Annotated in this window: 9 protein-coding genes, 1 tRNA gene and 3 pseudogenes; 10 read left to right on the top strand and 3 right to left on the bottom strand. The window is 63.3% G+C overall.

The window, feature by feature from the left end; all coding sequences use genetic code 11:
- Positions 1–257: 257 nt before the first annotated feature.
- From AC1DJT_RS28035 to AC1DJT_RS28005, 7 genes are all read left to right on the top strand, one after another.
- On the top strand, positions 258–992 hold the full coding sequence (locus AC1DJT_RS28035) for a hypothetical protein (RefSeq protein WP_476835311.1): 735 nt from the start codon (positions 258–260) through the stop codon (positions 990–992).
- 706 nt (positions 993–1,698) lie between these two features.
- On the top strand, positions 1,699–2,418 hold the full coding sequence (locus AC1DJT_RS28030) for a nucleotidyltransferase family protein (protein WP_441490651.1): 720 nt from the start codon (positions 1,699–1,701) through the stop codon (positions 2,416–2,418).
- 66 nt (positions 2,419–2,484) lie between these two features.
- Positions 2,485–3,621, top strand: a complete 1,137-nt coding sequence (locus tag AC1DJT_RS28025; RefSeq protein ID WP_441504894.1) for a DegT/DnrJ/EryC1/StrS family aminotransferase — start codon at positions 2,485–2,487, stop codon at positions 3,619–3,621.
- Between the two features lie 44 nt (positions 3,622–3,665).
- Positions 3,666–4,358 carry a sugar transferase gene (locus AC1DJT_RS28020; protein ID WP_441504893.1) on the top strand — a complete coding sequence of 231 codons (693 nt, stop codon included), beginning with the start codon at positions 3,666–3,668 and terminating at the stop codon, positions 4,356–4,358.
- On the top strand, positions 4,355–5,362 hold the full coding sequence (locus AC1DJT_RS28015; protein WP_441490654.1) for an SDR family NAD(P)-dependent oxidoreductase: 1,008 nt from the start codon (positions 4,355–4,357) through the stop codon (positions 5,360–5,362). The genes AC1DJT_RS28020 and AC1DJT_RS28015 overlap by 4 nt, the downstream gene beginning before the upstream one ends.
- Positions 5,359–6,624 carry a hypothetical protein gene (locus tag AC1DJT_RS28010; RefSeq protein ID WP_441504892.1) on the top strand — a complete coding sequence of 422 codons (1,266 nt, stop codon included), beginning with the start codon at positions 5,359–5,361 and terminating at the stop codon, positions 6,622–6,624. Before AC1DJT_RS28015 ends, AC1DJT_RS28010 begins: the two co-directional genes overlap by 4 nt.
- 1 nt (position 6,625) lies before the next feature.
- Positions 6,626–7,900, top strand: coding sequence for a polysaccharide biosynthesis/export family protein (locus AC1DJT_RS28005; RefSeq protein WP_441504891.1), 1,275 nt, complete (start codon positions 6,626–6,628; stop codon positions 7,898–7,900).
- 731 nt (positions 7,901–8,631) lie between these two features.
- On the opposite strand, the gene AC1DJT_RS28000 is transcribed toward AC1DJT_RS28005, so the two are convergent.
- Positions 8,632–9,324, bottom strand: coding sequence for a MarC family protein (locus AC1DJT_RS28000; protein WP_441504890.1), 693 nt, complete (start codon positions 9,322–9,324; stop codon positions 8,632–8,634).
- A gap of 554 nt (positions 9,325–9,878) precedes the next feature.
- Here AC1DJT_RS28000 and AC1DJT_RS27995 point away from each other — a divergent pair.
- The gene (locus tag AC1DJT_RS27995) at positions 9,879–10,031 is read left to right on the top strand and encodes a hypothetical protein (protein ID WP_441504889.1); all 153 of its coding nucleotides are present in this window, start codon (positions 9,879–9,881) and stop codon (positions 10,029–10,031) included.
- Between the two features lie 863 nt (positions 10,032–10,894).
- Here AC1DJT_RS27995 and AC1DJT_RS27990 read toward each other — a convergent pair.
- Positions 10,895–10,971: transfer RNA gene (locus tag AC1DJT_RS27990), tRNA-Arg, on the bottom strand.
- A gap of 222 nt (positions 10,972–11,193) precedes the next feature.
- Here AC1DJT_RS27990 and AC1DJT_RS27985 point away from each other — a divergent pair.
- A pseudogene (locus AC1DJT_RS27985) lies at positions 11,194–11,784 on the top strand (transposase family protein); the annotation flags it as partial.
- 252 nt (positions 11,785–12,036) lie between these two features.
- Here the strand turns inward: AC1DJT_RS27985 and AC1DJT_RS27980 are convergent.
- Positions 12,037–13,294: pseudogene (locus AC1DJT_RS27980) on the bottom strand (IS110 family RNA-guided transposase); the annotation flags it as partial.
- 143 nt (positions 13,295–13,437) lie between these two features.
- On the opposite strand from AC1DJT_RS27980, the pseudogene AC1DJT_RS27975 reads away from it, so the two are divergent.
- A pseudogene (locus AC1DJT_RS27975) lies at positions 13,438–13,751 on the top strand (integrase core domain-containing protein); the annotation flags it as partial.

Raw genomic sequence — 13,751 nt, 5'->3', positions numbered from 1 at the left:
GCATATATAGAGTTCCATTCCATTTACATGAAACGTCTCGAGAGAGAAATCAAAGTAGTGGCGGAATCCAATATCCGAAAGACGATAGAGAGAGATGGGATATTGTTTAGGGAGTGGATATAAGGCCTCTTCGATTTGGATAGACCAGACTCCCATGGCGGTTTTCTGGACATGGAGATCAACATCTCTCTGTTCGGCCTAATTTTCCGAGGTCAGGACGCGGCTCTGAGCGTCAAGGCAAGAGGAAGAGGCTTGTAATGATCCTCGAGATGTTCGGGCCGTCCGGGGCGGGAAAGACGACGATGGCGTCCGCCCTGACCGCCCATCTGCGCGGTCTCGGCTATGTCGTGACCCCCCTGATCGGCGTGAGGGCTCACCCGCTGAGACGCATTATCCTCAAATGCCTGGCCAGCGCCCGGTTGCTCAACTCCGCCGGTTCGGCCGGCGGCGTCGCGGATCTCTTCAGGATACTGCCACCGAAGGATCGGCTATGGGGCGTTCGCCTGCATTGGCACCTGGCACTGCTCCATCGCGAATGGACTGCGGCGCAATCCTCGGATGCGATCACGATCTTCGATCAGGGCATGGTCCAGGCGGTGGCCTCGCTCGTTCTGCTCAGCGGCATAGTCGAGCGCGACCCTGTCGGACGCGCGCTCGACTGCGTGCCGAAGCCGGACCTGCTCATCCGCTTCGAAGCGCCACGCCCCCTCCTGGAGGCGCGCCTTCGGGATCGTCGACAGAGGATCGGCCCGCTTCAGCGCTACCTCGAGATCGACCTGCAAGGCAGCCTGGACCACGTGGACCATGTCGACCTGATCTCCGGCCTGGTCGGTGCGCGCGGGCTCCCCATGATCCGAGTCAGCAGCATTGATGCCCCGAGCCGCAATCTGTCGATCGATCGGATCAGCGCCGCAATTCTCGCCAGGATGCGCCCATCGCGAGCCGTTGCGGAAGAGCCCGCAGCACGCGGCTATGCGGCGCTCTCCCATTAGAGCATCGGACCGGACCCCGTTTCCGGTCCGATGACCCAGCTTTCCCGAGAGCCGGAATCCATTTCACCGGCCGATTCTTTTGATCCGGCGTCGGGGCGGGGGGCAGGCATTGGCTGGGGTGACTCGAGTTGCCGCCAACGGCGGAGGCGACCGCGATCATCGGCCCTGCGGCAGGGGCTGTCGCCCGTGAGAGCCAGGATATCACTCAGCGCCAGGTGGATTGTGCAGGGCGAGGGCAGCCGCTGTGCAGGCCGCGGTCAGCGGGCTCCCGCAGCCCGTGTCGCGCAGCCTGGTCGCTGAAGAGGGACCAGAGACACGCGGCATCGGGAATCCTCTCGTCGAAGGGGCCGCCTGGACCCTGCACCGGACCCGGCCAGCCGGCTTCTCCAGKAGAGGCGGGATCGGGGGGGCGCGCCGGCCGGGAGTGAAGGCTATCGCGGGAAATACGCGACGCCGGGCCCGGAGGCAGAAGAGCCGATGGCGGCATGCCCCGCCTCCATCATGCAAACGAACGAAGACAGTGGGTTACGGCGCTCATAGCATCCTCTCCCAGATGACCGGGTGAACTATGTGCGTGGTGATCCAACCGGTGCCTTGTGCCGTGACGTGTCAGGCACTCCGACACCGCTCCACCGCTGTCATGCCCGGCGCCACACGTAGCAAGCCGGAGCGGCACGTGGCCGCAGACCACTTATAGGAGGCTCGGATGAAGGCTGTGATCCAATGCGGCGGCAAGGGCACCCGTCTGCGCCCCTATACTTCGGTCCTGCCGAAGCCGCTAATGCCGATCGGATCGAGGCCGGTCCTGGAGCTGCTGCTCAAATGGCTCCGCCGGAACGGAATCCAGGAGGTTTTCGTCACGACCGGATATCTCGGCCATCTCATTCGCAGTTTCTGCGGAGACGGCGCGCAGTGGAACATGAAGATCACCTATACCCAGGAAGTCGAGCCGCTCGGTACGATCGGCCCACTTTCGCTGCTGCGGGACCAGCTCGACAGCACGTTCCTCGTGCTCAACGGCGACGTGCTTACCGATATCAGCCTCAGCCAGTTTGCCAGCTTCCATCGGCACCATCCGGGCCCGGTGACCATCGCGACGACCACTCGCACGATCAAGATGGATTTCGGCGTGATCGACGAGGTTGATGGCGAGGTCAAGACCTTCCGGGAAAAGCCGGCGCTGCCGCATCTGGTGAGCATGGGCCTGTACTGCATGGATCCCTCAGTGTTCGAGTTCATTCCGTCGGGAGTGCCCTTCGGGTTCGACGACCTGATGTTCCAGATGCTGGAAACTGGCACGCCCGTGCACGTCTTCAAGCACGAGGGTGTGTGGCTCGACATCGGTCGCGTCGACGACTTCCACAAGGCGCAGGACGTCGCCTGGGACGAGCAGTCGGTTGTGATCGAGCACCCTGTCGCGGCCTGACGACGCCGGTCTGGCCGGCGCCGCTCGGCGCCGGCGACTTGTCCGCCACGCGTGATGGAGCCTTCCATGTTGCTGGTTGCCGAGCCCATCCTGGGCCCCGAAGAGAAGACTGCCCTTGCAGAGGTCATCGACAGTGGCTGGCTGACCATGGGGGACCGGGTCAGAGCTTTCGAGCAGGCCTTCGCCGAAGTCCATGGCGTCGAGGATTCCGTCGCGGTCAATTCCTGTACGGCGGCCCTCCACCTCATTCTGCATGCCCTGGGACTGGGGCCAGGCGACGAGGTCCTGGTTCCCGCCCTGACCTTCGTCGCCACCGCCAATTGCGTGGTCTATGTCGGCGCGACGCCCATCTTCGTCGATATCGAGTCGGCGGATGTTCCGCTGATGTCGCTGGCCGACGCCGAGGCCCGCTGCACCGCGCGGACCAAGGCCGTCATTCTCGTTCATTTCGCCGGCTATCTCGCCGATCGCGAGGCCTGGCGGGACTTCGCTCGCCGGAAAGGGCTGCTGGTGATCGAGGATGCTGCACATGCGCCCGGGTTGAGGCAGGTCGGGACCTTCGGCGAAGCTGCCGCGTTCAGCTTCTACGGCAACAAGAACATGACCACCGCCGAGGGCGGCGCGATCATCGCCCGCGATTCCGCCCTGCTCGAGACGATCCGGCAGGCGCGGGGGCACGGCATGACCAGCGGAACGCGCCAGCGCCTGAACGCGCGCACGCCGACCTATGATGTCACCATGCTTGGCTTCAACTACCGCATGGACGAGATGCGGGCCGCCATCGGTCTTGTCCAGCTGCGGAAGCTGCCGGGCTGGAACGAGGTCAGGAGCCGCCTGGTGGCCGATTACCGGCAGCTCATCGCCGAACGCTGCCCGTCCGTTACGGTACCTTTCCAGCAGCCGCGGCTATCCACGTTCCACATCATGCCGGTTGTCTTGCCGGCCGGTGTGGTGCGGCAGGAGGTCATCGATCACCTGCGGGAGAACGGCATTCAGACGACGATACACTACCCTCCGGTTCATCTCATGACGCTTTACCGTGAGCTCTGCCCCGGTGTGCAACTGCCGCGGACCGAAGACTTCGCGCTGCGCGAGCTGACCTTGCCGCTCCACCCGCGGATGGAAGCCGAAACGGTCGAACTGGTCGTGGACACATTGGCGCGTGCCGTGCAGGCCGAAACCGTCGTCAAGGCCGTCGCATGATGCCCCGTCAGATCCGTGTCGGGCATTCTGCGGCGGGCGTCGATATGAACGCGGTTGCGAGTCGCGCCTTCGACATCATCGTCGCATCTGCAGCCGCCCTGGTCCTGGCCTTGCCCATGCTGGTCATTGCCTGCGCCATCTGGCTGGAGGGCGGTCGGCCGATCCTGTTTTCCCAGGCCCGCCTGGGAAAGGGCGGGCAGCCCTTTCGCATGTACAAGTTCCGTAAGTTCGCAGCCACCTGCGGCACCGAGGGATGTCCCCTGACCATGGCCAAGGATGGGCGGATGACACCGGTCGGCCGCGTTCTGGCCGCGACCAAACTCGATGAGCTTCCGCAACTTTGGAACGTCCTGAGGGGCGACATGGCCATTATCGGGCCGCGTCCCGAGTCGCTGGCCTTTGCCGATTGCTTCCAGAATGGCTTCGAACAGGTTCTGGAGCACAAGCCAGGTCTGTTGGGGCCTAGTCAGATCCTGTTCCGCAACGAGGGCAGTCTCTACCCGCCGGACATGGACCCGACGCGCTTCTATCGGGATGTGCTGTTTCCGACCAAGGCGCGGCTCGATCTCGCCTATTTCCCCCATCACAGCGTCGTCGGCGACATTGGGTGGCTCATGAGGGGCGTTCTGGCCGTCTTCGGCTGGGTCCCGTCGCAGGCCGTGCCCGCTCAGCGGACAGGCCGGCCAGGTGTTGCCGAAACCCGTGAAGCAACCAAGTCCGAGGGAGCAGCTCAATGAGCTACAGCGGCATGCGCGTGCTGGTGACCGGAGCCGATGGTTTCATCGGGTCCCATCTGACCGAGGCGCTGGTGCGCGACGGCGCCAAGGTCACGGCCCTTGCCCTCTACAACTCCTTCGACAGCCATGGCTGGCTCGACGATGTTCCAGAGGCCACCCGCAATCAGCTGAATCTCGTGCGGGGGGACGTTCGCGACGCCGCGTTCATCGGGCGAATCGTGCAGGGCCAGGAGATCGTTTTCCACCTCGCCGCTCTGATCGCCATTCCCCATTCCTACTTGGCTGCCCAGTCCTATGTGGAGACCAACGTGTTGGGGACGCTGAACGTGCTCGAAGCGGCGCGCCAGCATGGCACGGAGAGGATCGTCCACACCTCGACCAGCGAGGTCTATGGCACGGCGCTGACGATGCCGATCAGCGAAACCCATCCACTCCAGGGCCAGTCGCCCTATTCGGCGTCCAAGATCGGCGCCGATATGATGGCCGAGGCCTTTGCGCGGTCGTTCGGGCTTCCGGTCGTGACACTCAGGCCGTTCAACACGTTTGGACCGCGTCAAAGCGAGCGGGCAATCATCCCCACCATCATTCGCCAGGCGCTCGATCCGGCCTGCACGGCCATCATGGTGGGCGACACCACGCCGATCAGGGACCTGACCTTCGTCGAGGACACCGTCGCGGCGTTCATGGCCGCAGGCAGCGCGGTCGCGGTCGATTACGGACACGCTTATAACGCGGGCAGTCAGCGGGCGGTGACCGTTGCGGACCTGATCGAACTGATCCGCGAACTGAGCGCGTGCCAAAAGCCGGTTCTGCGCGACGAGACGCGGATGCGGCCGGTCAATTCCGAGGTGCGGGCACTGCTGGCCGACTGCTCCCGCTTCGAGCGCGAAACCGGCTGGCGACCGCGCACGAGTCTGCGCGAGGGCCTGGAACGGACGATCGCGTGGTGGCTCACCCGCGTGGCGGCGGGGCAGGTTCGCCGCCAGAAGGACTTCATCACATGAGGTCGGTTCTTCCGAGATCATGGCTTGGGGCGTTCCTGGCCGCCGCGCTCGTGCCGGCATTCTGGCCCGCGGCCGCAGCCGACGACCTCTCTGCCGCGCAGCTGGTCGCGCCGGTGGACATGCCGCTGCCCGGATATCTGCAGCCTGCATCGGACCCGGCCTTCGGCGTGGCATTCACGCGGGTGACCCGGCCGGGGCCACTGGGCTCGGGCATCGTGTGCGGCCCCGGCCACTGCAGCCATCGTTATTCGAGCGCCCAGGCCTGGAACGCGGATCAGAGCCTCCTCGTCATCGTCAATGGCTGCAACGGCTTGTGCTTTCTTGATGGTCGCAGCTATGCGCCGCTCTTCCGGCGCACCCGGAGCGGCGAATGCGAATGGCACCCACGCAATCCGGAGCTGATGATCTGCGTTGGGGGGCAGACTGTTTCGTTCTGGGCGCCGCGGACCAATCTCGAGCGCGTGGTCTACACCGCAGACCATCATCGCAACCTTCAATTCGGCCCCTACAAGGGAAACCCGTCCTGGGACGGTCGCCGTATCGTCGTGCGGGCACTTTCGGAGAGTGGGGCACTGGTTGCCTTCGCCTACGACCTGACGACCCGGACGAAGTTTCCCGACATCGCGCTCGCCAAGCTCCCAGGCCAGAGCAATGCCTGCTCCATCTCTCCCTTGGGCGTGCATGTCTATTGCCTCCAGAGCTTGCCGGACGAGACCAACCAGACCTTCATTTTCACGCTCGAAGGGGCACTGGTGCAGAGCTGGACCGAAAACCACCGGCCCGGTCATGGTGACATGACGGTGGATGCGGACGGCCGCGAGGTCTATGTCGGCATCAGCAAGGCGCCTCCCGATCAGTTCCAGGTCATCAAGCGGCGTCTCGATGATGGTGTCGTCACCGCCTTGACCCGCTATGGCGAGGCTCAGCACGCTTCCCTGGCGATGCGACGGCCCGGTTGGGTTTTCCTAAGCTATTCCGGAATGCCGGACGAGGTCGGTCGCCACGGGGGGTGGGCGCCGTTCGCGCAGGAAATCCTGGCACTCAAGATCGACGGCAGCGGCGAGTTCCGGCGGATCGCACAGACCAGAAACGCGCCCCATGACTACTGGAGCGAGACCCACGCTTCGCCGTCACCCGATGGGTCGCAGATCATCTGGTCGAGCAACTGGGGGCAGGCAGGCGGCCCCGTCTTCGATTTCGTCTCGCGCCTGGATTGGCCCGACGAGGTCGCCCCTGCCGGACAGCACGCGAGAGGCCAGTGAAATGACCCTGTTTGCAGTCAAGCGTTCCAGCCTCGGCAGGCTCGCATCAGGTGTCCTGCTGGCAGCCTGCCTGGGTGGCGGAGCCCATGCCGGCGCTCCGTACCGGCTCGCTCCGGGCGATACCATCGAAATGGCCCTGGCCGGCCTGCCGGATCAGCGTCAGCGCGCGACGGTCCAGCTCGACGGCACGATCGCATTGCCGGCTGTCGGGTCGGTCGTCGTCGCAGGCCTCACCCCGGCGGAGTTCCAGAGCCGGATGGAGGCCCTGATGCCGACCAAGGTCTTCCGATTTCGCGCTCCAGATGGCCGCGAACAGGTCCAGGTCGTCAGGCCGGGCGACGTGACCACCTGGGTCGCCGAATACCGGCCGATCTATGTCGCCGGCGACGTGCTCACCCCCGGCCAGCAGGCCTATCGGCCGACCATGACGGTCCGGCAAGCCATTACCGTTGCCGGCGGATACAGCCTTCTTCGCTCTCGTGCCGGGCAGCTCGGCCCGGATCCTGTTGATATGAGGCGCGATCACGACTCGCTCTGGACCGAGTATCTGAAGGAGTATTTCCACGCGCTGCGCGTCCGCGCTGAATTGGATGATCAGGAGACCTTTGATCTGCGCCCGCCGAGGAGTTCGCCCCTGCCCACGATCGTGGCCTCGGGCGTTGCCCAGAGCGAGGCGGAATCGCTCAAGATCTCGCTGGCCGATTTCCGCGACGAGCGGAGTTTTCTGGAGCGCGCCGTAAAGGAGGCAGGCGAACAGGTCACGGTGCTGATCCAGCGCGAGCAGGAAGAGGAAAAGGGAGTGCAGGCCGATTCCCAGGAGCTTGAGCGGGTCAATAAGCTGTTTGGAAGCGGCGCCCTCGTGAGCCAGCGTATCAGCGAGAGCCGACGCGCGCTGCTCCTATCGTCATCGCGCCGCCTGGAAACCACCGCTCAGTTGATGCGGACGCGGCTTCAGGTCGAAGAATATGGTCGCCAACTCGAGCGCGTCGCCAATCAGCGGCGGATCACTCTGTTGCGCGAGCTGAGGGACTCCAATCTACGCCTGGCGGATCTCAGCGTGAGAATTCAGGCGATCAGCGAAAAGCTCCGCCCCCTCGGCAATGTGAGCTCCATGCCAGCTGCAGGCAACGACCTTCGCTCGGAGGTCGTCATCGTCCGTAAGGCTGGCCAGCAATGGCAGCGCTTGCCCTCCACCGAGGACACCGAGGTCGAGCCGGGCGATGTCATCGAGGCCGTGTTCCGCGGAGAGGGGGCCACTGCTGCAGCCGTCCAGTAGCGGCCAGCAGGATCGAGGCCCCGATGCCGTCCGCGCATTCGTCAGGGAACGCCGAGCCAACCGTCCGCTGTGCCCTCCCCATCGGCGTCTCGACGCGCGCATCCGGCATTGGGGGCTACTTTGGGCCGCCGGCACACGCTGGCGATCAGGCCGGGCAATCGATGTCGCCGGGCCAGGCACCTGCCCTTGCCAAAGGCTCGGGCCGGGTTTGAAATTACCAAGGCACCTATGGTGCGCGGGGCAGCACGTCGTTGCCAAAGAAGTCCGTTTGCCGTGGTCCGCTTGCCGTGTTCGCCTGGAGATAGGCCGGGCCGCCTCGGCCGGGAGCGGGGCCCACGTCGAGATAGCTGCGCTCGGCCGAGGCACGGGGCGCTGCGGTKGATACAACGGCGGGTGAGGCAAATTCCTCGCGCGGCGTGCAGCCTGCAATACTGGTCAATAGAATAAGGCTGGAAACAACCAGAGCAGCTCTCATCGCGCGATCTTTCAACTCATTTCATGCGATAATAGTATCCGAGAAAAACACGGGGCCGGCAAGTTGGCGATCTCACGTCAGAACGGCGGTCGTGGAGCTTGAACGCCGAGGTCGCGTGGGAGAACACTGCGCTCCGGCCCCCTGCTTCCAGTGATGGTCCTCAGGCTCGTGACAGGGAAGTGCCATTCATCGCCGGTACGGTTTGCTACCGGCGCGCGAGGAGATGCCGTTCGTTCGCCTCAGGCATCTCCTGGAATCAGGTCGCCATGGCTGAGGCTGCGCCGACCGGTCCATGCAGGAGAGAGCTCAGCAATTCGCTCGCTCCTGACCACAGGATCTGTACGCCCAGGCAGAACAGAATGAACGCCGAAAGGCGAACCGCAATTTCGGTGCCGCCTTGCCCGAGAAGCTTTTGCACGCGAACGGCATAGGTAAAGCAGAGCCAGATGCTGAGGGCGATTACGGCGATGGCAAGGAGGCTGGCGAGAACGAAAACGACCGCGCCAGAGGACGCCGTGAACGTTGCGCGTGAAAGGCCGATACTGATCGTGACAGCGATCGTGCCAGGACCGGTGGTCAGTGGCAGGGTCAGCGGATAGAAGGCCTGCGTCAGGAGGTTGGCGCGCGACACATCGTCCGCATGCGCGTCGAAATCCTTCTGGCTGCCTTCGTTGAGCAACTTCCATCCGGATACCGCTACGATCAGCCCGCCCGCCACGCGCAGGATGGGGATCGAAATTCCGTAAAACTGCAGGATGAGCGCGCCCAAAAGGAACGCTCCCATCAGGACGAAGAGCGAATTCACCGCGATACGCCGCGCGAGGATGCGCCGGGTGTCGGGCACTGCGCCGCGTGTCAATCCCAGGAAAACAAGTGCTGACCCCGGCGGATTGACCACGGGAAAGATGGCTGCGAGCACAACCAGGAACGTATTGATGGCCGCGGACATTCAAGCCGGCTCGATATGGTGGGGGCTGACGATGCACAGGTTTGGGCGCTTCTCCGCGGGAAGCAGCTCTCCGGAAAGAGCAAAGCACGCATCGTCGCCCTGTCCACCCGGCTGAACGGGATGCCGTTCACCGTCGTCTCCGATCGCATCCTTCATTGMTGAGCCCTCAAATTGTCATGGCACCCTATTCAGGTTCTCCGCTGTGCTGCGCGTCCAGTGGAGCCATGGGACGGGCACCGCATCAAGCCGGACTGTGACGGCCTCCCGGCTACTCGACTGGTAAAGCCTGGTTGGCGCGGCGGATGTGGACACGGTATGGCGCCGCGATCATGTCTCGGCCATCGATCATCACCGTACGCCTTGCTGTATCTGGACGTCAAAGCCTGCAGGTCAGTCAAACCCTGGCTTGGAACGAGCCGTCAAACGGCAGGTACGGTCGCGCCTCGATTGTGGTGACGGTTCCGGGGGTGCAATCGGCTCGATCGGCCGCGGTCTCGTGGCGTGTCGACGTGCTACCGGCTAGTCTGCCGACCAGATGAGGCGTTTCAGGCGACGTGAAACATCAAACGGAGCTCGCCGGAATTCTGCTCGCCCTGCGAGTCGTCCTCGCAGGCACGCTCGCCTTTGCGCTCGCGTATCTGCTGAGACTTGAGCATCCGGTCTATTCGTTCATTGCAGCCGTCCTGACGGCCTCCTTCAGAAGATAGGCAAGTCTATTTTGATCTGCGGCGCGTCGTTCGCTCCCTCCTTCATCTYTCACTATATCGTCACCGTTCTCATGAAGCCGGACCAGTCCGACGCTGTGATGAAGAGCATCATGGCTACACCAATGTGTGCTTCATGAGGTCCACATGAGCCCCCTGGAGAGACACAAGCCCTCCGCGCGTCATGCCTGTCTCGATGGCGAGGACGATGAAGGGCTTTAGATACCATGCGGTCCTTGGGCCTATCGCGCCGAACAGCTTGGCCAGTTCGCCCTCATGAAGCCTTCTGTCTCTGGCCTCAGAGTCCTTGGGTATCTTGATGGCTCGCACGGGATTGCTAGGGAGCGGAATGCTCCACTCCTTGATGGCGAACTCGAACACATGCCGCAGAATGACAAGCTCGCGGCGCACGGTGGCAGGCTTGCCCTGTGCGGGCCACGGAAACCCCTGAGACTCCTCCTAGGCGCTCCTCAGCGACCTTGTGCGTGAGCATGAACTTGATACGCGCCCTCTCGTAGCGAGCACCACGCTTGGAAGGGCTGACCTCCTCGTCATATCGCTCAAGGAGGTGCGCAACGATTATCGTGCGGAGATCACGGATCGAAGGTGATAGGTGGGCTGTGTCTATCTGAGCCTCAAGGCCTCTCGCCCATGCGGACGCAGCAGCCTTCGTGGTGAAACTCTTGGAGACGGGAGGGCTGCCCTCGCGCCTAACCTGAGCTTGCCAACTGGAACCTCTCTTGCGGATCGTAGCCATAAGCACCCTGTGACAGCTGTGACAAATGCTGCGACAGACAGGGATTCTGATGGTCTCTGAGGAGGGGATTCCAAAGCATAAGCCCTTGAAAACAAAGGCTATCTTAAAATGGCGCGCCCGACACGATTCGAACGTGTGACCTTTGCCTTCGGAKGGCAACGCTCTATCCAGCTGAGCTACGGGCGCAATCCGTGGATGGTGGATAGCTGATTGCCGGACGCTCGGCAACAGGCGTTTGATCGAGGCGGCGAAGGCCGGTTGGCAGAGCTCTCCAGTTCGTATCGTGTCGGGTGGCCGCGGTTGGGGCTGGATTTTAAGCCGCCCTCGCGAAGCCGCCGCTCATCGCCTGTTGTGTTTGATCCCGGGCTTTGATGGTGCAGTCTTTTCGCGTGAGTGGAAGGAGGCGCTATGGGCCAGGTTCACCATGGGAGCGCCACGACGACAGAGGCGGTYCGTCGAGCGATACAGCATAGTCAAGAGAGCCTGAGGGCTCTGGCGAAGCGCTACGGCATCAACCAGAAGACGGTGGCCAAGTGGAAGAGACGGAGYTCGACGGCGGATCTCAAGACCGGTCCATGCGAGCCTCGATCGACCGTGCTGTCGATCGAGGAGGAGGCGGTSATCGTCGCCTTCCGCCGGCATACTCTGCTGCCGCTCGACGATTGCCTCTATGCTCTGCAGGCGACGATCCCGCATCTGAYGCGCTCATCATTGCACCGCTGCCTGCAGCGTCATGGCATCAGCCGGTTGCCGGAGGTSGCAGGAGACAAGGAGCCGAARAGGCGCTTCAAGTCCTACCCGATCGGCTACKTCCATATCGACATCGCCGAGRTACAGACTGCCGAGGGCAAGCTCTACCTCTACGTGGCCATTGATCGCACGAGCAAATTCGCCTTCGTCCAGGTGGTCAGGAAGACCGGCCGGACCTCGGCTTCTGCCTTCCTGGTGGCTCTGATCGACGCGGTACCGTACCGGGTCCACACCGTTCTCACGGACAACGTCCTATGTCGGGARGCAGCTTTGGGCTTTGGCCAACAGGTCTCATCGCGCCGGCAGATCGCCGACGTCAGCAGTAAGCTGATCCAGATGGTTTCCACCGTCAACGGGATCGCTCCCAGCCATAGCAAACACAGGATCCAGCGGCATTGACGCGGCCGTGGTCCTCACCGTCCTCAAGACGAGATACGCACCCAGGTGGAAGGCCCGAACATTATCTACAGGGTCGCCTTTGGCGCCCTCACGGCACTYGCAGAGAGGGGTCCTTCCACCTGGCATCCGACCGTTCCAGGAACGGCCGGTATTCTGTTCCCGTCTTGACGACGGCATGCGCCACCCGCGCCATCTTGGCGGTAAGCGCGGTCATCGCCTTGCGACGGCGATCGGCATCGTCCRCGTGACCGGCAAYATAGCGACCAAGCTTGTCGCGGAAGCTGTTGTCACATTGGCGCGCGGCGACCTGCGCTGCCATCCAGAACGTTCGGCGCAGCCGGGCATTGCCGTACTTCGACAGCTTGGTCCGACCGCGGAACGWGCCGGATTGGCAGGTAGCGAGGTCGAGGCCGCAGAACTTCAGGAACTGGCGGTGATGGCCGAACCGCCGCAGGTCTCCGGCTTCGGCCAGGATTGTCAGAGCGTTGATCGGTCCGATTCCCGGGATCCGCCGCAGCAACTGGTARTCGKGATGATCGGCCARCGTGACCTGCGCGATCTCYTCGATCCGRTTGCGCTCCCGGATYAGGCCCCGAGCCTGGGCAATAATCATCCGGAACATCGTGATCGCCGCGCTTTCCTCCGGCACGGGCAACGCAATCGATGAGCAAGCCGTCTCGTAGATATCGTTGATCAGCCGAGCCTTGGAGACTTTGCGGCCGACCAGAGGCCAGGCCTCGGCCACGAACGCTTCCCGTTCCAGTGCGATGATGCTGCCGGGCGTCGGGAAGCGCTCGATCAGTGCCAGGAACCAATCCGAGCGGCTATTGCCGGCGAAGCGGCCGATCTCCGGAAAGTACAGCGGYAGGTAATGCGTCAGGATGCGGTGCCAGGTCTGCGTCTTGGCCTTCGAAATCGTCTCGTGCGTCTTCGACAACTCCTGGAGATCGTTGATGCCGGCGGCCAACGGGTCGACATAGGCCTGCGTGGCACCGATCCGCAGCATGTGCAGGATGACCTGGGCGTCCTTGGGATCGTTCTTGTCCCAACCGTTGTGTAGCGCCTCCCGCGTCCGGGCGAGCGCGACCGAGGAGATCAGCCGMAGCTCGAAGCCTGCCGTCAGAAGCCGATAGGCGAGCGTGCGATGGTAGTTGCCGGTCGCCTCGAAGCCGACAAGGATCGGCCGCCCGATCGCGGCAAGGTCCGCAGCCAGGCGGTCGTAGTCCTGCTTGGTCGCCATCACGGTCATCCGCCGGCGTCGACCGCCTTCTGGYCGTTCGATCAGCACCTCCTGGCGGTGCTTGGACATGTCGATCGCTACCAGCACGGCGCCGGTGGGAGTAGAAAAGCGCTTGGTCATGGTTGGCCTCGCTCCAAAGTGTTGTCTCGACAACCTCACTTTAGAGACCTKCTGGCCGGCCATGACCGCCGTGACGGCGCGCTGCGCTACGCAAGGCTTCGCGCGCCGTCAGGCAACGGTCGAGCCTCTTCCCAATGTGCTACGGAATCCAGTTCACCTTCCCGGCTCGTTACGCCGACGGGCCGACAGCTCGTTACATCACCCACATGTTCGACATGCGGTGCCACGAGAATGGCATCGAGCATCGCCTCACCAAGGTGAAGCACCCCTGGACCAACGGGCAGGTCGAGCGGATGAACCGCACCATCAAGGAAGCGACCGTCAAGCGCTTCCACTATGACGATCATCGCCAGTTCGAGGCGCACCTCACAGACTTCGTTGCCGCCTACAATTTCGGCCGCCGGCTGAAGACCCTTAGGGGGCTCACACCCTACGAGTTCATCTGCAAATGCTGGAC

The organism is Allobosea sp. 05T422_2 (assembly GCF_056396265.1).
This window is presented reverse-complemented; position numbering and strand designations above follow the sequence as displayed.